Source organism: Pseudomonas sp. GNP014 (assembly GCF_054344005.1).
This window is the reverse complement of sequence record NZ_JBTGUS010000001.1, coordinates 181749-206040: the sequence shown is the minus strand read 5'-3', so window position 1 is coordinate 206040 and position 24292 is coordinate 181749. Positions and strand designations below refer to the sequence as shown.

22 protein-coding genes, 2 tRNA genes, 1 rRNA gene and 1 pseudogene are annotated in these 24292 nt (G+C 59.0%); 18 read left to right on the top strand and 8 right to left on the bottom strand.

All coding sequences use genetic code 11. The features are described 5' to 3' along the window. Window positions 1–24 precede the first annotated feature (24 nt). Both gluQRS and dksA read right to left on the bottom strand, forming a co-directional pair. Complete coding sequence (gluQRS, locus tag ACXX9E_RS00980) at window positions 25–921, bottom strand: tRNA glutamyl-Q(34) synthetase GluQRS (protein WP_429541700.1); 897 nt, start codon at window positions 919–921, stop codon at window positions 25–27. A 155-nt stretch (window positions 922–1076) separates the two neighbouring features. Next, the gene (gene dksA / locus ACXX9E_RS00975) at window positions 1077–1520 is read right to left on the bottom strand and encodes an RNA polymerase-binding protein DksA (RefSeq protein WP_003228250.1); all 444 of its coding nucleotides are present in this window, start codon (window positions 1518–1520) and stop codon (window positions 1077–1079) included. 334 nt (window positions 1521–1854) lie between these two features. On the opposite strand from dksA, the gene ACXX9E_RS00970 reads away from it, so the two are divergent. Together ACXX9E_RS00970 and sfsA are read left to right on the top strand one after the other, a co-directional pair. After that, window positions 1855–3027, top strand: coding sequence for a pyridoxal phosphate-dependent aminotransferase (locus tag ACXX9E_RS00970; RefSeq protein ID WP_123464108.1), 1173 nt, complete (start codon window positions 1855–1857; stop codon window positions 3025–3027). Next, the gene (sfsA, locus tag ACXX9E_RS00965) at window positions 3027–3740 is read left to right on the top strand and encodes a DNA/RNA nuclease SfsA (RefSeq protein WP_458554932.1); all 714 of its coding nucleotides are present in this window, start codon (window positions 3027–3029) and stop codon (window positions 3738–3740) included. Before ACXX9E_RS00970 ends, sfsA begins: the two co-directional genes overlap by 1 nt. Here sfsA and ACXX9E_RS00960 read toward each other — a convergent pair. Then, window positions 3737–4054, bottom strand: a complete 318-nt coding sequence (locus ACXX9E_RS00960) for a Rieske (2Fe-2S) protein (RefSeq protein WP_123464111.1) — start codon at window positions 4052–4054, stop codon at window positions 3737–3739. The two genes, sfsA and ACXX9E_RS00960, sit on opposite strands and share 4 nt — an antisense overlap. Window positions 4055–4220: 166 nt before the next feature. On the opposite strand from ACXX9E_RS00960, the gene ACXX9E_RS00955 reads away from it, so the two are divergent. The 4 genes from ACXX9E_RS00955 to ACXX9E_RS00940 are packed head-to-tail and all read left to right on the top strand — an operon-like array spanning window position 4221 to window position 7767. Then, window positions 4221–5093, top strand: coding sequence for a heme/hemin ABC transporter substrate-binding protein (locus ACXX9E_RS00955; RefSeq protein ID WP_123464113.1), 873 nt, complete (start codon window positions 4221–4223; stop codon window positions 5091–5093). Window positions 5094–5143: 50 nt separating this feature from the next. Then, window positions 5144–6127 (top strand): FecCD family ABC transporter permease, encoded by a 984-nt coding sequence (locus ACXX9E_RS00950; protein WP_177490570.1) that lies wholly within the window; start codon window positions 5144–5146, stop codon window positions 6125–6127. Next, window positions 6127–6894: a heme ABC transporter ATP-binding protein gene (locus ACXX9E_RS00945; RefSeq protein WP_128615159.1), complete on the top strand. Its 768-nt coding sequence runs from the start codon at window positions 6127–6129 to the stop codon at window positions 6892–6894. Before ACXX9E_RS00950 ends, ACXX9E_RS00945 begins: the two co-directional genes overlap by 1 nt. Window positions 6895–6915: 21 nt before the next feature. Continuing rightward, entirely contained in the window at window positions 6916–7767 is an 852-nt protein-coding gene (locus ACXX9E_RS00940; protein ID WP_458554931.1) for a ChaN family lipoprotein, read from the top strand. 233 nt (window positions 7768–8000) lie between these two features. Here the strand turns inward: ACXX9E_RS00940 and ACXX9E_RS00935 are convergent, their stop codons facing one another. From ACXX9E_RS00935 to ACXX9E_RS00920, 4 genes are all read right to left on the bottom strand, one after another. After that, window positions 8001–8795, bottom strand: coding sequence for a Crp/Fnr family transcriptional regulator (locus ACXX9E_RS00935; protein WP_458554930.1), 795 nt, complete (start codon window positions 8793–8795; stop codon window positions 8001–8003). A 16-nt stretch (window positions 8796–8811) separates the two neighbouring features. Continuing rightward, entirely contained in the window at window positions 8812–9084 is a 273-nt protein-coding gene (locus ACXX9E_RS00930) for a TfoX/Sxy family protein (RefSeq protein ID WP_003228231.1), read from the bottom strand. A gap of 282 nt (window positions 9085–9366) precedes the next feature. Continuing rightward, window positions 9367–9711 carry a pentapeptide repeat-containing protein gene (locus tag ACXX9E_RS00925; RefSeq protein ID WP_123464123.1) on the bottom strand — a complete coding sequence of 115 codons (345 nt, stop codon included), beginning with the start codon at window positions 9709–9711 and terminating at the stop codon, window positions 9367–9369. A 91-nt stretch (window positions 9712–9802) separates the two neighbouring features. Then, on the bottom strand, window positions 9803–11359 hold the full coding sequence (locus tag ACXX9E_RS00920; protein ID WP_458554929.1) for a bifunctional aminoglycoside phosphotransferase/ATP-binding protein: 1557 nt from the start codon (window positions 11357–11359) through the stop codon (window positions 9803–9805). 118 nt (window positions 11360–11477) lie between these two features. Here ACXX9E_RS00920 and mrcB point away from each other — a divergent pair, with 118 nt between their 5' ends. Genes mrcB through ACXX9E_RS00905 form a run of 3 tightly spaced genes read left to right on the top strand, consistent with a single transcriptional unit; the run spans window position 11478 to window position 14903 of the window. Then, a complete protein-coding gene (gene mrcB / locus ACXX9E_RS00915) occupies window positions 11478–13802 on the top strand; it encodes a penicillin-binding protein 1B (protein WP_458554928.1) in 2325 nt (774 codons plus the stop codon). Between the two features lie 16 nt (window positions 13803–13818). Beyond that, window positions 13819–14568, top strand: a complete 750-nt coding sequence (locus ACXX9E_RS00910; protein WP_222834293.1) for a tetratricopeptide repeat protein — start codon at window positions 13819–13821, stop codon at window positions 14566–14568. Continuing rightward, window positions 14568–14903, top strand: coding sequence for a YqcC family protein (locus ACXX9E_RS00905; RefSeq protein WP_123464131.1), 336 nt, complete (start codon window positions 14568–14570; stop codon window positions 14901–14903). The genes ACXX9E_RS00910 and ACXX9E_RS00905 overlap by 1 nt, the downstream gene beginning before the upstream one ends. 87 nt (window positions 14904–14990) lie before the next feature. On the opposite strand, the pseudogene ACXX9E_RS00900 reads toward ACXX9E_RS00905, so the two are convergent. After that, window positions 14991–15408: pseudogene (locus tag ACXX9E_RS00900) on the bottom strand (DUF4124 domain-containing protein). Between the two features lie 399 nt (window positions 15409–15807). Between ACXX9E_RS00900 and ACXX9E_RS00895 the strand changes: the two are divergent. The 9 genes from ACXX9E_RS00895 (at window position 15808) to ACXX9E_RS00855 (ending at window position 24138) form a co-directional block, all read left to right on the top strand. Beyond that, window positions 15808–17532 carry an acetolactate synthase 3 large subunit gene (locus tag ACXX9E_RS00895; RefSeq protein ID WP_123464154.1) on the top strand — a complete coding sequence of 575 codons (1725 nt, stop codon included), beginning with the start codon at window positions 15808–15810 and terminating at the stop codon, window positions 17530–17532. Window positions 17533–17534: 2 nt separating this feature from the next. Next, window positions 17535–18026 (top strand): acetolactate synthase small subunit, encoded by a 492-nt coding sequence (ilvN, locus tag ACXX9E_RS00890; protein ID WP_003205610.1) that lies wholly within the window; start codon window positions 17535–17537, stop codon window positions 18024–18026. 48 nt (window positions 18027–18074) lie between these two features. Continuing rightward, the gene (gene ilvC, locus ACXX9E_RS00885) at window positions 18075–19091 is read left to right on the top strand and encodes a ketol-acid reductoisomerase (protein WP_007959661.1); all 1017 of its coding nucleotides are present in this window, start codon (window positions 18075–18077) and stop codon (window positions 19089–19091) included. 147 nt (window positions 19092–19238) lie between these two features. Then, window positions 19239–20096 carry a CDP-diacylglycerol--serine O-phosphatidyltransferase gene (gene pssA / locus ACXX9E_RS00880; protein ID WP_016983477.1) on the top strand — a complete coding sequence of 286 codons (858 nt, stop codon included), beginning with the start codon at window positions 19239–19241 and terminating at the stop codon, window positions 20094–20096. 63 nt (window positions 20097–20159) lie between these two features. After that, a complete protein-coding gene (msrP, locus tag ACXX9E_RS00875) occupies window positions 20160–21173 on the top strand; it encodes a protein-methionine-sulfoxide reductase catalytic subunit MsrP (RefSeq protein ID WP_340134735.1) in 1014 nt (337 codons plus the stop codon). After that, window positions 21173–21796, top strand: a complete 624-nt coding sequence (msrQ, locus tag ACXX9E_RS00870; RefSeq protein WP_186747933.1) for a protein-methionine-sulfoxide reductase heme-binding subunit MsrQ — start codon at window positions 21173–21175, stop codon at window positions 21794–21796. Before msrP ends, msrQ begins: the two co-directional genes overlap by 1 nt. A 541-nt stretch (window positions 21797–22337) precedes the next feature. After that, a 16S ribosomal RNA gene (locus tag ACXX9E_RS00865) occupies window positions 22338–23874 on the top strand. Between the two features lie 81 nt (window positions 23875–23955). Further along, a tRNA-Ile gene (locus tag ACXX9E_RS00860) sits at window positions 23956–24032 on the top strand. 30 nt (window positions 24033–24062) lie between these two features. After that, window positions 24063–24138 (top strand) — tRNA-Ala (locus ACXX9E_RS00855). Window positions 24139–24292 lie beyond the last annotated feature (154 nt).

Below are 24292 nucleotides of genomic sequence, written 5' to 3'. Positions count from 1 at the left end.
ATGGCGGCGCGACTGCAAGTGTCGTCATGACAGTTGCGCTTCGGGCAACGTCAGTGTGCGCGGGATCTTCGTGGCATCCCAGTGGACGCGGCCCCAGTCGAGCAATTCCCTTGGCGTGGCATAGGCCAGTTCGGCGCCGGGGGTTTGCCCGAGTGCGCGCAGGGCGCGCAACAGTAACGGCGTGGCTTGATCGGCCTCAAGCGGCGGCGAGCGGTAGGACTTACCGAGCTTGTTGCCGTCCGGTTGGGTGATCAGGGGCAAGTGCAGGTAACGCGGCTGGCGCAGGCCAAGCAGTTCTTGCAGGTACAACTGACGCGGCGTCGAGTCGAGCAGGTCGGCGCCCCGGACGATGTCGGTGATGCCTTGCCACGCATCATCCAGCACCACGGCCAGTTGATAAGCGTAGAGGCCGTCACGGCGGCGGATCACGAAATCGCCGACGTCGCGGCCCAGATGCTGGCGGTATTCGCCTTGCACGCGGTCAATGAAGTGGTATTCCAGTTCCGGCACGCGCAGGCGGATCGCCGCGTCTTGCTGATCGTGACCGGCATTGCGGCACAGGCCCGGATAAATGCCGTTGTACGCTTCGAGCTGTTTGCGCGAGCAGGTGCAGGCGTAAGCGAGGCCGTGATTGAACAGGCTGTTGAGGACCTCCGCGTAGGCCTCGTGGCGATCGCTCTGGCGCACCATGTCGCCGTCCCATTCAAAGCCATAACTTTCCAGCGCTTTGAGGATCGCCGCCTGCGCACCGGGTTCTTCCCGGGGCGGGTCGAGATCTTCCATGCGCACCAGCCAGCGGCCATTGACCGAGCGTGCATCGAGAAAAGACGCGAGCGCGGCGACCAGCGAGCCGAAGTGCAGGTGGCCACTGGGGGTGGGGGCGAAGCGGCCAATGTAGGCGGGGGCGTTTTTGGCAGTCATGGAAACGAAACTACTTATCAGGCTATACGCAGGTCAACCTGTAGGAGTGAGCCTGCTCGCGATAGCGGTGTGACATTCAACACCGATAAAAGCAAAAGAAAAGGCAGAAACAAAAACGGAGCGTTCGCACGCTCCGTTTTTCATTCAGGTCGGGATTATTTGCCGACCTGTTTTTCCTTGATTTCCGCCAGGGTCTTGCAGTCGATGCACAGATCCGCAGTAGGACGGGCTTCGAGGCGCTTGACGCCGATCTCGATGCCGCAGGACTCGCACCAGCCGTATTCTTCGTCCTGGATCAGTTCAAGCGTCTTGTCGATCTTCTTGATCAACTTGCGCTCGCGGTCGCGGGCGCGCAGCTCGAGGGCGAATTCTTCTTCCTGGCTGGCACGGTCGGCCGGGTCAGGGAAGTTGGCCGCTTCGTCTTTCATGTGATCAACAGTACGGTCGACTTCCTGCATCAAGTCCTGTTTCCACTTGTTCAGGATCTTGGTGAAGTGCGCGCGCATCGGGGCGCCCATGTACTCTTCGCCTGCCTTCGGAACATAAGGTTCGAAGCCGCTGATCGTCGCTTGCTGCTGTTGCTTTGCTTGGGTGGGCATGAAATGGACCGCCTCTACTCTTGTAATCCATTGCGCAGGATTGCTCCATCACCGACACCTGCCGGCCCTGCGGCTGCAAGCGGGCGAACTTACCAGATCAATTCGGCCTGCGCTACTCCCGGATGTCGAGGCCCCGGCGGGTGGCGCTTGCAAATGTTTGGCAAGCCGTGTCTGGTGGTGGTGAAGACCTGTTCAATCACTGATTTTAGTCAATCCTGGAGCGTACGCGCATATCGTTACAGTCCAGCGTTCTTGAGGCTGTGACCGCTACGGGTTCTCGCTCGTTCCGGCAGATGGGTAGAATCGTCTCTTTTTCCCCGTCGAAGGAAAACCAATGGCTCAGCCTTACAGTGCCCGCAGTCGTGCGATCGAACCGTTCCATGTCATGGCGCTGCTGGCGCGGGCCAACGAATTGCAGGCTGACGGCCACGATGTGATTCACCTGGAAATCGGCGAGCCCGACTTCACCACGGCCGAACCGATCATCCGCGCGGGGCAGGCGGCGCTGACGGCGGGCAAGACGCGTTACACCGCCGCCCGGGGCATTCCCGAGTTGCGCGAGGCGATCTCCGGTTTCTACCAGACACGCTATGGACTGAATATTGATCCACGGCGGATCCTGATCACGCCGGGCGGCTCCGGTGCGTTGCTGCTGGCCAGCGCGTTGCTGGTCGATCCCGGTAAACACTGGCTGCTGGCGGACCCCGGTTATCCGTGCAACCGGCACTTCCTGCGTCTGGTCGAAGGGGCGGCGCAGCTGGTGCCTGTCGGTCCCGATGTGCGTTACCAACTGACCCCGGATCTGGTCGAGCGGCATTGGGACCATGACAGTGTTGGCGCGCTGGTTGCCTCGCCGGCCAACCCCACCGGCACGATCCTGACCCGTGATGAACTGGCCGGGTTATCCACAGCCCTCAAGGCGCGGCACGGGCATCTGGTGGTGGACGAGATCTATCACGGCCTGACCTATGGCACTGATGCGGCCAGCGTGCTGGAAGTCGATGACGACGCGTTTGTCCTCAATAGTTTCTCCAAGTATTTCGGCATGACTGGCTGGCGCCTCGGCTGGCTGGTGGCGCCCGATGCGGCGGTCAGTGAACTGGAGAAACTTGCGCAGAACCTCTACATCAGCGCCCCGAGCATGGCCCAGCACGCCGCCTTGGCCTGTTTCGAGCCGGACACCATAGCCATTCTCGAAGAGCGCCGCGCTGAATTTGGCCGCCGCCGGGACTTCCTCCTGCCGGCGTTGCGCGAGCTCGGTTTCAACATCGCTGTTGAGCCCGAGGGTGCGTTCTATCTGTATGCCGATATCAGCCAGTTCGGCGGCGATGCCTTCGCGTTCTGCCGGCATTTTCTCGAAACCGAGCACGTTGCCTTTACCCCGGGCCTGGATTTCGGCCGGTATCAGGCCGGCCACCACGTACGTTTTGCCTACACGCAAAACCTCCCGCGCCTACAGGAAGCGGTTGAACGGATTGCCCGTGGCTTGAAGAGCTGGCAAGCCTGATGCGCTTTTATCCAGCGCTGGAAGAGGCGCGACTGATCCGTCGTTACAAGCGTTTTCTCGCCGATATCGAAACCGTTGGCGGCGAGTTGCTGACCATTCACTGCCCGAACACTGGCTCGATGCTCAATTGCCAGGTCGAGGGCGGACAGGTCTGGTTCAGTCGCTCCAACGATCCGAAACGCAAACTGCCGGGCACCTGGGAAATCGGTGAAACCCCGCAGGGGCGGTTGTTTTGCGTGAATACGACGCGGGCCAACGGTCTGGTCGAGGAAGCGTTGCAGGCCGGGGTGATTACCGAGCTGAACGGGTTTACCGCGTTGAAGCGTGAAGTTGCCTATGGCCAGGAAAACAGCCGCATCGATTTTCGTCTCGAATACCCGGGCGGCCCGGCTTACGTGGAAGTGAAGAGTGTCACCCTGGGCTTCGATGGCACCCGTGTGGCGGCGTTTCCCGACGCCGTGACCCAGCGCGGCGCCAAGCATTTGCGGGAGCTGGCGCATCTGGCCCGGGACGGGATTCGGGCGGTGCAGTTGTATTGCGTGAATCTCACCGCAATTGACGCGGTGCGACCGGCCGCAGAGATCGACGCTGCCTATGCCGACGCGCTGCGCGAGGCCGTGGCCTGTGGCGTTGAAGTGCTGGCCTATGGTGTGCGGTTGACCCCTGAAGAGATGATCATCGACCGTCGACTCGACGTCTTGCTCAACGGTTAAACATCAATCCACAACCCTTGCGCGTCTTCACGGCAAGGGATCGCCGTCAGTGATTGCCCGGCACAGGGGCCGGCGACGCATTCGCCATCCTCGATCAGAAACAGTGCGCCGTGGGTGGCGCACTGGATCAGGCTGTTGCTCGGGTCGAGAAAGCGGTCTGGCTGCCATTCCAGCCCGACGCCGCGGTGCGGGCAGCGGTTGAGGTAGACATAGGCCTGACCGCCACGGCGCACGGCGAACAGCCTTGTTCCGTCGAGATCGAAACCGCGGCTGCCGGCCTCGGCCAGTTCGGCGCCCGCGCAGAGAAACTTCATGGCTATCCTCTAAGGTCGGCTCGTGTCTGGATATGTCCGAGCTTGACGTTTAAATGCAAACAATTATCAAATGGCCGCCTTCACCCGCGGGATGGCCGGCCGGTATCGAGGATACTTGGCCTGTCATCCGGATGCCCGGGAAAAACTTCGTTCAAGGAAGCTGTGTATGCGCCTGAATACCCGCGTTGCTGTGTTGTGTATGGGTCTTTTCCTCGGCCATCCGGCTGCGGCGGCCGATCTCCCACAACGTTGGGTCAGCGCTGGCGGGGCGTTGTCGGAATGGGTCAGCGCGCTCGGCGGTGAAGCGAAACTGGTCGGTGTCGACACCACCAGTCAGCATCCCGAAGCCTTGAAGGCGCTGCCGAGCATTGGCTATCAGCGCAGTCTTTCCGCCGAAGGCATTCTCAGCCTGCGCCCGGATATCCTGATCGGCACCGAAGAAATGGGCCCACCGCCGGTACTGGCGCAGGTGAAAGCCGCCAAGGTGCAGGTGGAGTTGTTTTCAGCTCAGCCAGATCTGCCGACGCTGGAAAAGAACGTCACACATCTGGGCCGCTTGCTCGGCGCTGAACGCCAGGCGACGCAACTGCTGCAAGGTTATCAACAGCAACTCGAGACGCAGAAAGTGCGCGTGATGCAAGCGCAGGCGAAACAGAAAGCGCCCGGCGTGCTGTTGCTGCTCGGCCATGCCGGTGGCAAACCGTTGATAGCCGGCCAAGACACCGCTGCCGACTGGCTGCTGCAACAGGCCGGTGGACATAATCTGGCGACCCATTCCGGCTACAAGCCGTTTTCCGTGGAATCGCTCGCCGGTCTCGATCCTGAAGTCCTGGTGTTTGCCGACCGGGCGCTCACCGGTGAGGCGGCAAAAGCCGCGCTGTTCAAGGAAAACCCGATCCTCAATGCCAGTCGTGCGGCCAGGGCCGGGCGTGTTCTGGAGCTCGATCCAACGCTCTTGGTGGGTGGGCTCGGGCCGCGTCTGCCGGCGGCATTGCAAACCTTGTCTGACGCTTTCTACCCGGCCAAGAGCGGCCAATGACCACACTGGTCAAGCCCCGCGGCCTGTTTATTGGCCTGACGCTCCTGTGTTTGCTGGCGATCTGGCTGTCACTGGCGCTTGGCCCGGTCAGCCTGCCGCTGTTCGATACGCTGCGGGCAGCGCTGCGTTTGATTGGCGTGCCATTGGCGCCGGACGGCTTGGAGCAGGCTGAGTTGATTCTCGGGCAGATTCGTCTGCCGCGTACCTTGCTGGGACTGGCAGTGGGGGGCGTGCTGGCGCTGTCCGGTGTGGCCATGCAGGGCCTGTTTCGCAATCCGCTGGCGGACCCGGGGCTGGTCGGCGTTTCCAGTGGCGCGGCGTTGGGCGCGGCGATCGCCATTGTCGGCGGTTCTTTGTTGGGCGGCTTGCCGGAATGGTTCGGGCCGTACCTGTTGTCGGCGTGCGCATTTCTTGGCGGACTCGGGGTGACGGCGCTGGTTTATCGACTCGGTCGGCGCAACGGCCAGACCCACGTCGCGACCATGTTGCTGGCGGGTATCGCGCTGACGGCACTGGCCAGTTCGGCGGTCGGCCTGTTCACCTATCTGGCGGACGATGCGACCTTGCGTACGCTGACCTTCTGGAACCTCGGCAGCCTCAATGGCGCCAGTTATGCGCGGCTCTGGCCATTGCTGATCATCACGGCCGGCGTCGCGCTGTGGCTGCCGCGTCGGGCACGGGCGCTGAATGCCTTGCTGCTGGGTGAATCCGAGGCCGGGCACTTGGGGATTGATGTCGAACGCCTCAAGCGTGAGCTGGTGTTTTGCACGGCGCTGGGGGTCGGCGCGGCGGTGGCAGCGGCCGGGATGATCGGTTTCGTCGGGCTGGTGGTGCCGCATCTGGTGCGCTTGCTGGCGGGGCCGGATCATCGCGTGCTGTTGCCAGCCTCGGTACTGGCCGGGGCCAGCCTGCTGTTGCTGGCCGATCTGGTCGCACGGCTGGCGCTGGCGCCGGCGGAACTGCCGATCGGCATCGTCACGGCGTTTATCGGGGCACCGTTCTTCCTTTATCTGCTGCTGCGAGGACGCACCTGATGCTGCGTGCACACAATCTGCGCATCCAGCGCGGCCGCCAGACCGTGCTAAGCGGCGTCACGGTGCAACTTGAACCGGGTGAAGTGCTGGGTGTGCTGGGGCCGAACGGTGCCGGTAAAAGTACCTTGCTCGGCGCCTTGTGCGGGGAGCTGAGTGCCAGCGAGGGTGAGGTTTGCCTCGACGGTGAGGCGTTGAGCAACTGGAGCGGCACGCAACGCGCTCGACGCCTGGCGGTGTTGCCGCAAGTCTCAACTCTGGATTTTGCCTTTCGCGTGGAGGAAGTGGTGGGGATGGGGCGTTTGCCCTATCAAACCGGGCGAGTGCGCGATGACGAGATTGTCGCCGCAGCGCTGGCGGCTGCGGATGCCGGGCATTTGAGCGGGCGCAGTTATCTGGCGTTGTCCGGTGGCGAGCGTCAACGGGTGCATCTGGCGCGGGTCCTGGCGCAACTCTGGCCGGGGCAGGCCGGGCAAACCTTGTTGCTGGATGAACCGACGTCGATGCTCGATCCGTTGCATCAGCACACCACGCTGCAAGCGGTACGCGACTTCGCCGATCGCGGCGCGGCGGTGCTGGTGATTCTGCATGATCTGAATCTGGCGGCGCGCTATTGTGATCGGGTGCTGTTGCTTGAAGGTGGCCGTCCAGTCGCGCTGAATACGCCGGAGCAAGTGTTGCGCCCGGATACCCTGAAAGCCGTGTTCGGTCTTGAAGTTCTGGTGCAACCGCACCCGGAGCGCGGGCATCCGCTGATCATCGCCCGCTGAGATTCTCGTCGAGGTGATTGCATGCGTGGGATGTGGTTATTGGCGCTGGTGTGGCTTGCGGGGTGTCAGCATGTTGTTGCACCGCCACCCGTCGCCGATGACATCCGCGATCTGCACAGCGGTCAGGTGCTGACGGCGGAGCAATTGTTGGCGCGTCTTTCCAGGCCTGAGCGGGTGCTGATCGGCGAACAGCATGACAATGCCGATCATCATGCTGTGCAGTTTTGGCTGTTGCAGACGCTGGCCGAGCGGCGCCCCCAAGGCAGTCTGCTGATGGAAATGCTCACCCCGGAGCAGCAGCCCCGAATCGATCAAGTGCATCACGCGCAGAAACTGCCTGCCGATCTCCCCGGTGCATTGGCCTGGGAGGAGGGCTGGGACTGGAGTCTTTATGGTCCGATCGTCCGCTTTGCTCTGACTCAACCCTCGCCACTGTTGGCGGCGAATCTTGAGCGCAGTGAAATCCACACGTTTTATCGCAACCCGCCAGTTTTGCGCGGTGAGCGCAGCAATGCTCAGCCTGTGAAAAGTGTTTTGTTGGACCAGATCGGCGATTCCCACTGCGGCCTGCTGCCTGAATCGCAGATGCCGGCGATGCTGGCGGTGCAGCAACAGCGTGACCGGCGCATGGCCGAGCGTCTGCTGGCGGCGCCGACACCGTCATTATTGTTGGCGGGGGCGTGGCATGCGCGAAAAGATCTGGGCGTGCCGTTACATGTGCTGGACCTGGGCGCGACTCAGTCACCGACGGTGCTGATGCTGGCAGAGCAGGGCGATGACGTGACCGCGGCAATGGCCGATTTCGTCTGGTACACCTCGCCCACTGCGAAGCAGGATTACTGCACGCAGATGCGCAAACAGTTCGGTAAATGACATTTCCACGGGCAAAAAAAGACCCGGTAAAAACCGGGTCAAATAACCGTGATTAGCCTGATGAGGAGATAATCTGAGAGTCCGAACCAAGGGCTTTTCAGAATATCGACCGATCTCGCGATCAGTTGTGATAATCATAGCGATTCTCATTACCGAGTCAACCACTGTTTTTGCATTTATTTTATTCAGCCCCAAAAATGGCCGGAATGTCCCGCAAAAGCAGGGCTTCAGCGCTAACCTTTGCTCGGTGTCAGTTGCGTGATCTGGTGATTCAACTGGCCGATGCGCCGCGCCATGCTCTCGATCAGGCTGTGGGCGATCTTCGGATTGGTGTGGCACATGCTCAAAAACTGATCACCGGGAATCAACATCACCGTGCTCGGTTCTCGCGCAATGACCGTCGCATTGCGCGGCTCGCCGGTGAACACGGCCATGGCGCCGAAGATCTCGTCCTTGGGCACTTCGCCGACTTTATGCCCGTCAACGAATGCCTCGGCGTGGCCATCTATGATCACAAACACATGATCGGCCGCATCGCCCTGGTGGATCAGCGTTTCACCGGCCTCGACCCGTTTGAAACCGTTGGTGCTGCGAAACTCGCGCGGTTTCAGCTCGGCTACGGCATGGGCGAGCAGGGCCATTTGCCCCAGCAGATATTCCAGAAACTGTTCTGAACGAATGGGCTCGGCAAACAGATGCAGGAAAACATCGCTGCGCCGATAGGGCATCAAGCGCAATGGCCCGTCCGCGCACAAACGGCAATCGGCCCAGGCGTCGCCCTGCTGCAGGCCGATCAGATCGCCTTCCTGCCAGTAAAACAGTAGCCGTGCGCCGACGCTGCCGTTGATCACGCCTTCGCTCAGTAGAAATACCTGATCGCCAGGTAACTGCGCCATCAGGTCAGCGGTCGCGTCTATCTGCAGAACCGGCGCGCACGGCGCCAGACCCTCCAGCCACTTCGCGGGCAAATTCTGCAAGCGATTGATCAGTGCATCGGCGTACGCCGATTGTTCCCCTAGCAGATACATGGCGGTCAGCGCCCGTTCAGTTCTTGTGGCGCGAGGAAATCGCTTCGAGCTGTTTGTTCAAGGCATCCTTGCGTTCGGCGGGGATGTCGTTCCAGTGCACATCCATCAATGCCCCCTCGATCGCATACAACAACACCTTCGATGCGCGAAACCCACGGGTACGCACGGCCCGGTAGGCGTCCACCGCACCCAGGCGACGCAAGTCCGAGGCGCTGTGGATGCCCACGGCATGCAGCCATTGCGCCGACGTCTTGCCAAGATTTTTCAGGTGTTGCAGTTCATCATTCATCAAGCCTCCTTGCGACGGCCGAATGGTGCGTGGGCGAGCTTCTCAGGAGTGTAGCCATCAGTAGGAAAAGCGTGGTTGTTTGGTCGGATTCAACGCAAACGCTTCTAAGAAAGGGCGCTTGAACGGCCTGCGAACGCAGAAAGGGGGGGAGCACAATTGAATGTAGGAGTGAGCCTGCTCGCGATAGCGGACTGGCAGGCACACATGTGTTGAATGTTAGACCGCTATCGCGAGCAGGCTCACTCCACAGGGAAGGCGTTGTGTCAGGGAATAATGAGGCGATCAGCGAGTGCGATAGCGCAACCGCGTACCGAAATTCATCGACATCAGGATTTCATCGGCACTCAGTTCCGGCGGGAAGTACGCTCCGGAAATCTGGGCGTGGGCCAGGCTTGCGCCTTCGAGCGATGAGTTGCGGAAATCGATGCCGCGCAGGTCGGCGGAACGGAAATACGCGTCCCGGAAATCCACGCCATCGGCATTCAGTTCGCGCAGGTCGAGGCCGCGGAAGTCGCCGCCCACCATGTCGATCGGGCCGTCATTGGGACGCTCCTTGTTAAAACCGGTGATGTCATCCTTGTGCAGCAGGGCATAAAGCGGGGTGTCGAGAAGTTTCGGCTGGCTCATGTCATATCACCTGTTGGTTTTATGACGCCAGTATAGTGCCACTATTTGACGGCCGTGAAGCGAGCGAGGGCTTCACGGCCGAAATAGTTTCTTACAGGCCTGGCAGGCGCTGACGGATCTGCGCGACCACCGTATCCAGCGTGCCGGATTCGTTGGTCTGCACGCGCTTGCTACGCAGAATCTCTTCCGGTGTCAGCGCTTCGCGGTTGGCCTGTTGGGCTTCGATCACGGCGAGGGTGGCGTCGGAAGGATCTTTTTGATCCGCCTGACGAATCGCCAGCCAGCTCTCGATCACCGCCTGCGGCGCATTGCAGTCGAGGATAAGGAACGGCGTGCCAGTGGCTTCGGCGATTTTCGCGGCGCTGTCGCGTTGTTCACGCTTGAGGTAAGTCGCGTCGATTACCACCGGGAAACCGGCGTGCAGGATGATCTCTGCGATCTCATGCAGCCGCGCGTAGGTCGCGACACTGGCATCGGCACTATAAATGCCGGCCTGCACGTCATTGGCCACGGTTTGCTCACCGAACAGACGCTTGCGCTCGACATCGGAGCGCAGACGGATCGCGCCCAGCGCTTCGACCAGACGCATGGCCACGTGGCTCTTGCCGACGGCGGAAACACCGTGGGTGATGGCCATGAAGCGCGACGGAATGGTGCTGTAGCTTTCTGCCAGGTTGGCGTAGTTGCGATACTGGCGCAGGGTGGTCGCGCGCTGCACCGGCGTGGCGTCCGCCGGCATGCTGAACAGCGCAACCTTGGCGCGAACCAGAGCGCGGTAGGCTTTGTAGAAGTTCAGCACTTCCAGGCCCTGATAGTCACCGGTCAGCTCCAGGTACTGGCTGATGAAGCGACGGGCCAGGGATTTCAGGCCGCGGTCTTCCAGGTCCATCGCCAGGAAACCGGTGTCGGCCCAGACGTCGGTGAAACGAAACGGTTCGTTGAACTCGATGCAGTCGAAGATCACCACTTTGCCGTCGATGACTGTGGCGTTGCCCAGGTGGATGTCACCGTGGCATTCGCGGGTGAAGCCCTCGGTCTTGCGCTGCGCGAACAATGGCTTGAGGCGTTCGAAGCTGCTTTCGGCCCAGGCTTTCAGCGCTTCGAGTTGCAGCAGATCGCTTTTATCGCTGAGGAACGGCAGGATCTGTTCGAAGTTTTGCGAAACCGGTGCCATCACCGCGTCCGGGGTGCCAGCTTCATGTTCGGCCGGCACTTTTGGTGCGCTGAGGTGGAAGTGAGCAATCTGCTCGGCCATTTCGTCGATATGCCGAGTGGTCAGCTCGCCGTTGGCCTGCAGGGTGCTGAGCAAACCGGTCTGCGGGAATTGACGCATCTTCAGCACATATTCGATGGCCGGACCGTCACCATCCAGTTGCGGTGCTTCGGCGCTGCCAGTGACCGGTAACACGTCCAGATACAGATCGTCGGTCAGGCGCTGGTTCAGACGCAGTTCTTCAGCGCAGAAATGCGCGCGTGACTCCAGGCTGGTGAAGTCGAGAAAGCCGAAATTCACCGGCTTCTTCACTTTGTAGGCAAAGGGACCGGTGAGGATCACCCACGAAATGTGGGTTTCGATGACCTGGAACCCTTCGACGGGGTGCGGGTAGAGGGCCGGGTTTTGCAGGGCAGCGATCAGTGACTGGCTCACGGGCGATCCTTCAGAGACTGGGGGAAATTCGAGGTCGCCATTATGGCCGCTCGCCAGCCCGACGCAAACCTCGGAGCGCTCCTGTTGACTATGAATAAAGTGCGTATAATCCGCCGCCATGACTCGATCTCGATCCCCCCGTACCAAGAAAAAACCACCTGCCAAGGGCCTGAGCCCGTGGCTGGGCTGGGCCATTAAACTCAGTCTGGTCGGCCTTGTGGTGCTGGCCGGCTTTGCCGTTTACCTCGATGCCGTGGTGCAGGAGAAGTTCTCCGGCAAGCGCTGGACCATCCCGGCCAAGGTGTACGCACGCCCGCTTGAGCTGTTCGTCGGACAAAAGCTCAGCAAGGACGATTTCCTCACCGAACTCGATGCCCTCGGCTATCGTCGCGAAGCCGTGAGCAACGGCCCCGGTGCCGCAGCGGTCAATGGCAACACAGTCGACCTGAATACCCGCGGTTTCCAGTTCTATGAAGGCCTGGAGAAACCACAGCCGGTACGCGTGCGTTTCTCCGGTGACTACGTGGCGGAGCTGTCGGCGATCAACGGTTCGAAACTGTCGGTCGTGCGTCTCGAACCGTTGATGATCGGTGGCATTTACCCGAAAAACCTTGAAGACCGCATCCTGATCAAGCTCGATCAGGTGCCGCCGTACCTGCTGGAAAGCCTGGTTGCGGTTGAAGATCGCGACTATTACAGCCACTGGGGCGTATCGCCGAAGTCGATTGCCCGGGCCATCTGGGTCAACACCTCTGGCGGCAAAATGACTCAGGGCGGCAGCACGCTGACCCAGCAGTTGGTGAAAAACTTCTACCTGACCAATGAACGCAGCCTGACCCGCAAGCTCACCGAAGCGATGATGGCGATGTTGCTGGAGCTGCATTACGACAAGAAAGAGATTCTTGAGGCGTACCTCAACGAAGTCTTCGTCGGTCAGGACGGTCAGCGTGCGGTGCACGGTTTCGGTCTGGCGAGTCAGTTCTTCTTCGGTCAACCGTTGTCCGAGTTGAAGTTGCACCAGGTTGCATTGCTGGTCGGCATGGTCAAAGGTCCGTCTTATTACAACCCGCGTCGCAACCCGGAGCGTGCGCTGGAGCGGCGTAACCTGGTGCTCGACGTGCTTGAACAACAAGGCGTGGCAACCGCGGAGCAGGTCGAGGCCGCGAAGAAAATGCCACTGGGCGTGACGACGCGCGGCAAGCTCGCCGACAGCTCGTTCCCGGGCTTTATTGATCTGGTCAAACGCCAGTTGCGTGAAGACTATCGCGACGAAGACTTGACCGAAGAAGGTCTGCGGATCTTCACCAGTTTCGACCCGATTCTGCAGATGAAGGCCGAGGCTTCGGTCAACGATACCTTTAAACGTCTGGCCGGGCGCAAGGGCTCCGACGACGTCGAAGCGGCCATGGTCGTGACCAACCCGGAAACCGGCGAAGTGCAGGCCATGATCGGCAGCCGTCAGGCCAGTTACGCCGGTTTCAACCGGGCGCTGGACGCCGTGCGGCCGATCGGTTCCCTGGTCAAGCCGGCGGTCTATCTGACGGCGCTGGAGAAACCGAGCCATTACACGCTGACCAGCTGGCTGTCGGATGAGCCGTTGTCGATCAAGGGCGCGGACGGCCAGGTGTGGAAGCCGCAGAACTATGACCGTCGCTCCCACGGCACGGTGTTCCTCTATCAAGGGCTGGCGCACTCCTACAACCTGTCGACCTCGCGTCTCGGGCTGGAAGTCGGTGTGCCGAATGTGCTCAAGACCCTTGCGCGTCTGGGTGTGACCCGTGAATTCCCGGCGTTCCCGTCGATGTTGCTGGGTGCTGGCGGCATGACCCCGATCGAAGTGGCGACCATGTACCAGACCCTCGCCAATGGTGGTTTCAATACGCCGATGCGCGGGATTCGCAGCGTACTGACCGCCGAGGGCGAGCCGCTCAAGCGTTATCCGTTCCAGATCGAGCAGCGTTTCGATCCGGCGTCGATCTACCTGATCCAGAACGCCATGCAGCGGGTGATGCGTGAAGGTACCGGCAGTTCGGTTTATAACGTGCTGCCGAAGACGCTGACCCTGGCCGGGAAGACCGGTACCAGTAACGATTCGCGTGACAGCTGGTTCGCCGGTTTCAGTCAGGATCTGCTGGCGGTGGTCTGGCTGGGGCGCGATGACAACGGCAAGACACCGTTCACCGGGGCTACCGGTGCGCTGCAGGTCTGGACCAGTTTCATGCGCAAGGCCGATCCGCTGCCGCTGGACATGCCGCAGCCGGACAACATCGTCCAGGCGTGGGTCGATTCGCGGACCGGGCAGGGCTCCGATGCCAACTGCCCGGGGGCGGTGCAGATGCCGTATATTCGCGGCAGCGAACCGCCACCCGGCGCCGCGTGTGCAAGCGAAACGCCTGCTTCGCCGGAATCGGTGATGGATTGGGTCAAGGGCTGGATGAATTAAGCAAAGAGGGTTTCAAGTGAACAAGTGGTTGATTCCAGCGGTGACCGCCGTGGCTTTGCTCAGCGGCTGCTCTACCGTACAGCGTGGTTCGATTCCGGTGGTCGATTCCGGTACCGCCGTCTCCAACAGCGAGCGCATTTCGGCCAATGGCGGCTTCCGTCAAACGACCGTCAAGCGCCCTGTGCAGGGCCAGACTCAGGCGATCCCGCAAGGCGATACCGGCGTGGTAGTGATGGTGCCGGGCGGCGGCGCGACAACATCCGCGCCGATCAGCACTTCGCCAATCGTGCCGGGACCGGCGTCCGGCGGAATTACCCCGGGACCGTACAACCCGTCGCCGGTTGAATCGGCGCCCGTCAACACTGGCAGCTACAGCATGCCGTCGACGCCGAGCGGCATTCCTTCGGCCAGCAGCGGCGGCGGTCTGTCGGCCGACGAGCAACTGGACGGCCCGGTGCTCGCGTTGCTGACCACTGCGCAACAGCAACAGGCCGGTGGCGACCTCAATGGCGCGTCGTCCAGCCTGGAGCGTGCCCAGCGTGTTGCCCCGCGTGAGCCGCAAGTGCTTTACCGTCTGGCGCAAGTGCGCATGGCCCAGGGTGACGCCCCGCAAGCCGAGCAATTTGCCCGTCGTGCATTGACCATGGCCAACGGTCGTCCTGATCTGCAAGCCAATCTGTGGGAAATCATCGCGCAGTCCCGTGAAAAACAAGGTGACGCTGCCGGCGCCGCGCAGGCCCGTCAGAAGGCCAGGGTTTCGCTGTGATGGATGTTCGTTTCCCGAAAATCGCCGATCAGCTGTTGCTGATCGAGCGTGAGTTGCGCACTCAGGGCTGGTGGGACGAGGTCTCGCCGTCGGCTGAAGCCCTGAGCAGTGTCGAGCCGTTTTCGGTCGACACACTGGACTTTGAGCAGTGGCTGCAATGGATCTTCCTGCCACGGATGAAAATGATCCTCGAGCAGGATCTGCCGTTGCCCAATGCCTCGGGGATTCAGGAAATGGCTGAAATGGTCTTCGCCCAGCGCAATCTGCAGGGCAAGGATCGCCAGTTGCAGGTGCTGCTCAAAGAGTTCGACCTGCTGATCACCGCTTCCCGTTAATACCGATTCCGTGCAGGAACTGCCGCAGGCCGCGATCTTTTGATCTTGTCTTTAACGATCGCAGCCTGCTGCAGCGCCTACAGGTCTCTATTCACAGTTTTGCGTAATCTGTTTCTGCGCTTCGATAATGCGCTTCCTGCCGTTGTGCAGCGTCCAGGCGCCGTAATTCTCCCTCTACTTCTTCTCTCAAACGTGGATTGTTCTGCAATTGCGCAAGGTTCGTCCGTGCCTGTTCGCAAAACTGTTTGAGCTGTGCCTGCTGGTCGGCGACCTGTTTCTTGACCTTGGCGTCGATCACCTTCTGATCCCCCAGTGCACCGCTGCCCGGCATTGGCGCAGCTTTGGGCGGTGGCGAGGAGGGCGTTTGTACGGTACTGGACGGCTGGCCTTGCGGCGGCTGCGCATCGAAGTGCGTGACACCTTGAGCGTCGACCCATGTGTAAATTTGAGCGGCCATGCACCACGGGCTGAGGCCGATCAGCAGAGTGAGGAGTAGCGTTCGCATGCTGATTCCTTGGCAAAATTGCGCAATTGACGCTAACAGAGTAGCGGTTTTCAGGTTTTTTCTTGCGTTCTCATGTGCTTACCCACAATTAAGCACATAGACGGCTTGACTTGGAGAGGGCGAAACAGAAGAATCCAAAGTCCGCTGTAGAGGGACTGCCAGAAGCAGACCCACTCGGTAGATCATGAGGCGCACATCCGCGCCGACCTGTTACACCCGCAACGCGTTACCTCGCGCTGGGTGGGAAAGGCCCGCAACACTTGGGACGATCCCAATACTTGCTCAGTCAGTGCTGACGTAGTCGGCGACCACCGTCGCTCATGCTCTGCCGAGAAGTAAACCTATTAAGACCCGCCCCTTTTTTGTGGACGGTATTCTGGCGTTTTAGAGGTGAACAACGTGGAGCTTTTATCTGGCGGTGAGATGCTCGTCCGCTTCTTGCGTGACGAAGGCGTCAAATATATCTACGGGTACCCGGGTGGTGCTCTCCTGCATGTTTACGATGCCCTGTTCAAAGAACCGGAAGTGACCCACATCCTGGTTCGTCACGAGCAAGCGGCGACCCATATGGCTGACGGCTACGCCCGTGCCACCGGTAAAGCCGGCGTGGTATTGGTGACTTCCGGTCCAGGCGCCACAAACGCCATCACCGGTATCGCCACGGCCTATATGGACTCGATTCCAATGGTGATCATTTCCGGTCAGGTGCCAAGCACCATGGTCGGCACCGACGCGTTCCAGGAAACCGACATGATCGGTATCTCCCGGCCGATCGTGAAGCACAGCTTCATGATCAAGCACGCCTCGGAAATCCCGGAAGTCATGAAGAAGGCCTTCTACCTGGCGCAATCCGGTCGTCCGGGCCCGGTCGTGGTCGATATCCCGAAAGACATGACCAATCCGGCCGAGAAGTTCGAATACGTCTTCCCGAAAAAAGCCAAGCTGCGCTCCTACAGCCCGGCCGTTCGCGGTCACTCGGGGCAAATCCGCAAGGCGGCAGAAATGCTCCTCGCGGCCAAGCGTCCAGTGCTGTACTCCGGCGGCGGCGTGATTCTGGGCAATGGTTCCGCACCGCTGACCGAACTGGCGAAGATGCTCAACCTGCCAGTGACCAACACCTTGATGGGCCTGGGTGGTTACCCTGGTACCGATCGGCAGTTCATCGGCATGCTCGGCATGCACGGCAGCTACACCGCCAACCTGGCGATGCACCACGCTGACGTGATCCTGGCGGTCGGCGCGCGTTTCGACGATCGCGTGATCAACGGCGCGGCGAAGTTCTGCCCGAACGCCAAGATCATCCACATCGACATCGACCCGGCTTCGATCTCCAAGACCATCAAGGCCGACGTGCCAATTGTTGGCCCGGTAGAGAGCGTCCTGACCGAAATGGTCACGATCCTCAAGGAAATCGGCGAGACCCCGAACAAGGAGTCGGTTGCCAGCTGGTGGAAGCAAGTCGATGAATGGCGCGGTGATCGCGGCCTGTTCCCTTACGACAAGGGCGATGGCAGCAAGATCAAGCCGCAGACCGTGATCGAGACCCTGTGCGAAGTGACCAAGGGCGATGCCTTCATCACTTCCGACGTGGGCCAGCACCAGATGTTCGCGGCGCAGTACTACACGTTCAACAAGCCTAATCGCTGGATCAACTCCGGTGGCCTGGGCACCATGGGCTTCGGTTTCCCGGCGGCCATGGGCATCAAGTTGAGCTTTCCGGATGATGACGTCGCCTGCGTGACCGGCGAAGGCAGCATCCAAATGAACATCCAGGAGCTGTCGACCTGCCTGCAATATGGTCTGCCGGTGAAAATCGTCATCCTCAACAACGGTGTTCTGGGGATGGTTCGTCAGTGGCAGGACATGAGCTACGGCAGCCGTCACTCGCACTCCTACATGGAATCGCTGCCTGACTTCGTCAAGTTGGCTGAAGCCTACGGCCACGTTGGCGTACGCATCACCGAATCGAAAGATTTGAAGTCGAAGATGGCAGAAGCGTTCGCCATGAAGGATCGCCTGGTCGTGATCGACATTTCGGTCGACACCAGCGAGCACGTCTATCCGATGCAGATCAAAGACGGCTCGATGCGCGATATGTGGCTGAGCAAGACGGAGCGTACTTAATCATGCGGCACATTATTTCCTTGCTTCTGGAAAACGAACCCGGCGCTTTGTCTCGCGTAGTCGGCCTGTTCTCGCAGCGCAACTACAACATCGAAAGCCTGACCGTGGCCCCGACCGAAGACCCGACCCTGTCGCGTCTGACGCTGACCACCGTGGGCCACGATGAAATCATCGAGCAGATCACCAAAAACCTGAACAAGCTGATCGAAGTGGTCAAGCTGGTGGACCTGTCGGAAAGCGCTCACATCGAGCGCGAGCTGATGCTGGTCAAGGTCAAGGCCACTGGCGCCCAGCGCGCCGAGATCAAACGCACCACCGATATTTACCGTGGACAGATCGTCGACGTCAGCGCCAGCGTGTATACCGTTCAATTGACCGGTACCAGCGACAAGCTCGACAGCTTCATTCAGTCCATCGGCACCGCATCAATTCTGGAAACCGTCCGTAGCGGCGTGACCGGCATTGCCCGCGGCGACAAAGTACTCAGCATCTAAACCAAATTAGCGAATGGCCTGAACGGCCTGGATATATAGGGGAAATTCATGAAAGTTTTCTACGATAAAGACTGCGACCTGTCGATCATCCAGGGCAAGAAAGTTGCCATCATCGGTTACGGTTCCCAGGGCCACGCCCAAGCGTGCAACCTGAAAGATTCCGGTGTCGACGTTACCGTTGGTCTGCGTAAAGGTTCGGCCACCGTTGCCAAAGCTGAAGCTCACGGCCTGAAAGTGACCGACGTGGCTGCCGCTGTTGCCGGCGCCGACCTGGTCATGATCCTGACCCCGGACGAGTTCCAGTCCCAGCTGTACAAGAACGAAATCGAGCCGAACATCAAGAAGGGCGCCACCCTGGCCTTCTCCCACGGCTTCGCGATCCACTACAACCAGGTTGTTCCGCGTGCCGACCTCGACGTGATCATGATCGCGCCGAAAGCCCCGGGCCACACCGTACGTTCCGAGTTCGTCAAAGGCGGCGGTATCCCTGACCTGATCGCGATCTACCAGGACGCTTCGGGCAACGCCAAAAACGTTGCACTGTCCTACGCTGCTGGCGTTGGTGGCGGTCGTACCGGCATCATCGAAACCACGTTCAAGGACGAGACCGAAACCGACCTGTTCGGCGAACAAGCCGTTCTGTGCGGCGGTACCGTTGAGCTGGTAAAAGCCGGTTTTGAAACTCTGGTTGAAGCTGGCTACGCGCCGGAAATGGCTTACTTCGAGTGCTTGCACGAACTGAAGCTGATCGTTGACCTCATGTACGAAGGCGGTATCGCCAACATGAACTACTCGATCTCCAACAACGCCGAGTACGGCGAGTACGTGACCGGTCCGGAAGTGATCAACGCCGAATCCCGTCAGGCCATGCGCAATGCCCTGAAACGCATTCAGGACGGCGAATACGCCAAAATGTTCATCAGCGAAGGCGCAACCGGCTACCCTTCGATGACCGCCAAGCGTCGTAACAACGCCGCTCACGGTATCGAAATCATCGGCGAGCAACTGCGCTCCATGATGCCGTGGATCGGTGCCAACAAGATCGTCGACAAAGCCAAAAACTAAGTCGTCACCCTTGTACGAAAAACGCGGCCTCGGCCGCGTTTTTTCGTTTGAGGCGGTGGTTCTGGTATAAAGCTGCATCGTTTGTGGCCGAACTGTCGTCCTCAAGCATCTGTCGAATTTTCTCCAAACCGTTGCAAGGTAATGTCCATGAGCGAACGTCCCGAAGAGCCGAACAAGGCTTCTGACGCCGAAAGCCTGCTGCCCATCGATGAACACATCGAAGAAGGGCACGACGCAGAAGGTCGTAAAGTCCGGCATCGTGGTATCTATCTGCTGCCGAACCTGTTCACCACGGCGAACCTGTTTGCCGGGTTCTATTCCATCATCAACTCGATGAGCGCCCAGGCGGCCCTGAGCGCTGGCGATTCGGCGAATGCGAGCAAGTATTTCGCCTTCGCTGCGATCGCGATCTTCGTTGCCATGGTGCTCGACGGTCTCGACGGCCGGGTTGCGCGCATGACCAACACGCAAAGCGCATTCGGCGCCGAGTACGACTCGCTGTCGGACATGGTTGCCTTTGGCGTCGCGCCGGCGCTGCTGGCTTTCGGCTGGGCGTTGGGTGACATGGGCAAGGTCGGCTGGATGGTTGCCTTCATCTATGTAGCGGGCGCGGCGTTGCGTCTGGCACGTTTCAATACCCAAGTTGGCACCGCAGACAAACGTTACTTCATCGGCCTGGCCAGTCCGGCAGCCGCCGGTGTGGTGGCCGGTATCGTCTGGGCATTCAGCGATTACGGCATCCAGGGTTCGAAAATGTCGTTCCTGGTCGCGTTGATGGTCGCGGCTGCCGGCATGCTGATGGTCAGCAACATCAAGTACAACAGCTTTAAAGAGCTGGACTTGAAAGGGCGGGTGCCGTTCGTGGCAATCCTTGCAGTGGTGCTGGTGTTCGCCGTGGTCTTCAGCGATCCACCGCGCATTCTGCTGCTGGTGTTCCTCGCCTACGCTGCTTCCGGCCCGGTGCAATACCTGTTGCATCTTCGTCGGCACAAAAAAGCCGAGTGATGTAATTTCCCGCATACTCCGCAGTCTATGGGTGCATCTGTCCTCCAAAGCTGCGGAGTTGCCATGCTGATCAAAGTCCCCAAAGCGTCTGACTGCCATGAGTCGGATGTCACGCCTGAATCCATTTATCTCTCCCGCCGCCAGTTGCTGGGGGCCACTGCTGCCGGTATCGCCGTCAGTAGCCTGCCACGCTGGGCCAGTGCCGATGACGCGGCGCGTTATCCCGATGTCGAGCCGGGCAAGGCGCCAGCCTGGTTTGCCGAAAAGCTTCCCTCTACTAAATGGGGGGCGGTCAACGTCAAGGATGAGGCGATCACGCCTTATAAAGATGCGACGCACTACAATAACTTCTATGAGTTCGGGACCGACAAGGGGGATCCGGCGGCGAATGCCGGCGCGTTGAAAACCGAACCGTGGACGGTGGTGGTAGACGGAGAGGTGGGTAAGCCGGGGCGCTATGCGCTGGAAGACTTCATGAAACCGTATCAGTTGGAAGAGCGCATCTATCGACTGCGTTGTGTCGAGGCCTGGTCGATGGTCATTCCATGGATCGGTTTTCCGATCTCGGCGCTGCTCAAGCAGGTCGAGCCCACCTCCAAAGCCAAGTACATTCGCTTTGAAACCTTGCAGGATCCCAAGAGCATGCCTGGGCAGCGCTCGGGATTCGCTTTGATCGACTGGCCTTATGTAGAGGGCCTGCGCCTGGATGAGGCGATGAATCCTCTGGCGATTCTTGCGGTGGGTATGTATGGCCGCGAACTCCCGAATCAGAACGGTGCGCCGCTGCGTCTGGTGGTGCCGTGGAAGTATGGCTTCAAGAGCGTCAAATCCATTGTGCGGATCAGTCTTGTCAGCGAGCAGCCAAAGACGACATGGCAGAGCATTGCGGCAGATGAGTACGGCTTTTACGCGAACGTGAATCCGACGGTCGATCACCCGCGCTGGACCCAGGCGCGGGAGCGGCGTCTGCCGAACAGTCTGTTCAAGCCGAATGTGCGTGATACGCAGATGTTCAACGGCTATTCGGATGAAGTCGCTTCTTTATATACAGGGCTCGATCTGCGGAAGAACTACTGATGCGATTCCCGTACTGGCGTATAGGCGTTTTCATTGCGGCGGCAGTCTGGCCGATGCTGTGGTTGTATCAGGCTCTCGGGGATTTGCTCGGGCCTGATCCTGGCAAAGTGCTGGTGGATCGGCTGGGGCTGGGGACGTTGGTGTTGTTGTTGATTACCCTGAGCATGACACCGATGCAAAAGCTAACCGGGTGGGCAGGGTGGATTGCTGTTCGTCGGCAGTTGGGGCTTTGGTGTTTTGCCTATGTGGTTTTGCACCTGGGCAGCTATATGGCGTTCATTCTGGGGTTCGATTGGTCGCAGCTGGCGGTCGAACTGCGTAAGCGGCCTTACATAATAGTAGGGGCGTTGGCTTTCCTAGGACTGTTGGCGCTGGCGGTGACCTCCAATCGCTACAGTCAGCGTCGTTTAGGTGTGCGTTGGAAGAAGTTACATCGTCTGGTGTACGTGATTCTTGGCCTGGGTTTGCTGCATATGCTGTGGATTGTGCGTGCTGATCTCGAAGAGTGGGCGATCTATGCCTTTATAGGTACTGTGCTTCTGCTGCTGCGTATTCCGCCAGTGACGCGGCGGATCCCGCGTTTGCTGGCTAAAAAGCAGGTTTTGCAAGAAAAGCGAAATTAACGGTTGACGGCGAATTCTAGAAGTCTATAATTCGCCCCACTTCCGGCGCAGTCGAAACGGAAAACTCCTTGATATTCAATGAGTTAGGCAGTTTTCGACAGTGGCTTGCTTAAGATTATCGAAGCCTGGAAGGAGTTGGAAATGCCGGTTGATCTGGCGCTTTCAACGGTTCGATCTTCTCGGTCGAAAGCGGAGAAAAAGAGGTGTTGACAACAGCGAGTAACGCTGTAGAATTCGCCTCCCGCTAACGAGAGATCGGAAGCGCAAGTGGTTGAAGTTGTTGAGGAATTCTTCGAAAACTTCTGAAAATAATCACTTGACAGCAAATGAGGCTGCTGTAGAATGCGCGCCTCGGTTGAGACGAAAGATCTTAACCAGCCGCTCTTTAACAACTGAATCAAGCAATTCGTGTGGGTGCTTGTGGAGTCAGACTGATAGTCAACAAGATTATCAGCATCACAAGTTACTCCGCGAGAAATCAAAGATGTAACCAACGATTGCTGAGCCAAGTTTAGGGTTTCTTAAAAACCCAAAGATGTTTGAACTGAAGAGTTTGATCATGGCTCAGATTGAACGCTGGCGGCAGGCCTAACACATGCAAGTCGAGCGGATGAAGTGAGCTTGCTCATGGATTCAGCGGCGGACGGGTGAGTAATGCCTAGGAATCTGCCTGGTAGTGGGGGACAACGTTTCGAAAGGAACGCTAATACCGCATACGTCCTACGGGAGAAAGCAGGGGACCTTCGGGCCTTGCGCTATCAGATGAGCCTAGGTCGGATTAGCTAGTTGGTGAGGTAATGGCTCACCAAGGCTACGATCCGTAACTGGTCTGAGAGGATGATCAGTCACACTGGAACTGAGACACGGTCCAGACTCCTACGGGAGGCAGCAGTGGGGAATATTGGACAATGGGCGAAAGCCTGATCCAGCCATGCCGCGTGTGTGAAGAAGGTCTTCGGATTGTAAAGCACTTTAAGTTGGGAGGAAGGGTTGTAGATTAATACTCTGCAATTTTGACGTTACCGACAGAATAAGCACCGGCTAACTCTGTGCCAGCAGCCGCGGTAATACAGAGGGTGCAAGCGTTAATCGGAATTACTGGGCGTAAAGCGCGCGTAGGTGGTTCGTTAAGTTGGATGTGAAATCCCCGGGCTCAACCTGGGAACTGCATCCAAAACTGGCGAGCTAGAGTATGGTAGAGGGTGGTGGAATTTCCTGTGTAGCGGTGAAATGCGTAGATATAGGAAGGAACACCAGTGGCGAAGGCGACCACCTGGACTGATACTGACACTGAGGTGCGAAAGCGTGGGGAGCAAACAGGATTAGATACCCTGGTAGTCCACGCCGTAAACGATGTCAACTAGCCGTTGGGAGCCTTGAGCTCTTAGTGGCGCAGCTAACGCATTAAGTTGACCGCCTGGGGAGTACGGCCGCAAGGTTAAAACTCAAATGAATTGACGGGGGCCCGCACAAGCGGTGGAGCATGTGGTTTAATTCGAAGCAACGCGAAGAACCTTACCAGGCCTTGACATCCAATGAACTTTCCAGAGATGGATTGGTGCCTTCGGGAACATTGAGACAGGTGCTGCATGGCTGTCGTCAGCTCGTGTCGTGAGATGTTGGGTTAAGTCCCGTAACGAGCGCAACCCTTGTCCTTAGTTACCAGCACGTAATGGTGGGCACTCTAAGGAGACTGCCGGTGACAAACCGGAGGAAGGTGGGGATGACGTCAAGTCATCATGGCCCTTACGGCCTGGGCTACACACGTGCTACAATGGTCGGTACAAAGGGTTGCCAAGCCGCGAGGTGGAGCTAATCCCATAAAACCGATCGTAGTCCGGATCGCAGTCTGCAACTCGACTGCGTGAAGTCGGAATCGCTAGTAATCGCGAATCAGAATGTCGCGGTGAATACGTTCCCGGGCCTTGTACACACCGCCCGTCACACCATGGGAGTGGGTTGCACCAGAAGTAGCTAGTCTAACCTTCGGGAGGACGGTTACCACGGTGTGATTCATGACTGGGGTGAAGTCGTAACAAGGTAGCCGTAGGGGAACCTGCGGCTGGATCACCTCCTTAATCGACGACATCAGCTGCTCCATAAGTTCCCACACGAATTGCTTGATTCATTGAAGAAGACGATAGAAGCAGCCCGAAATTGGGTCTGTAGCTCAGTTGGTTAGAGCGCACCCCTGATAAGGGTGAGGTCGGCAGTTCGAATCTGCCCAGACCCACCAATTTTGTGTGGGAAACGCCTGTAGAAATACGGGGCCATAGCTCAGCTGGGAGAGCGCCTGCCTTGCACGCAGGAGGTCAGCGGTTCGATCCCGCTTGGCTCCACCACTACTGCTTCTGAAGTTTGAAAGCTTAGAAATGAGCATTCCATCAGTGTGATGATGAATGTTGATTTCTAGTCTTTGACTAGTTCGTTCTTTAAAAATTTGGGTATGTGATAGAAAGATAGACTGAGCGTTACTTTCACTGGTAACGGATCAGG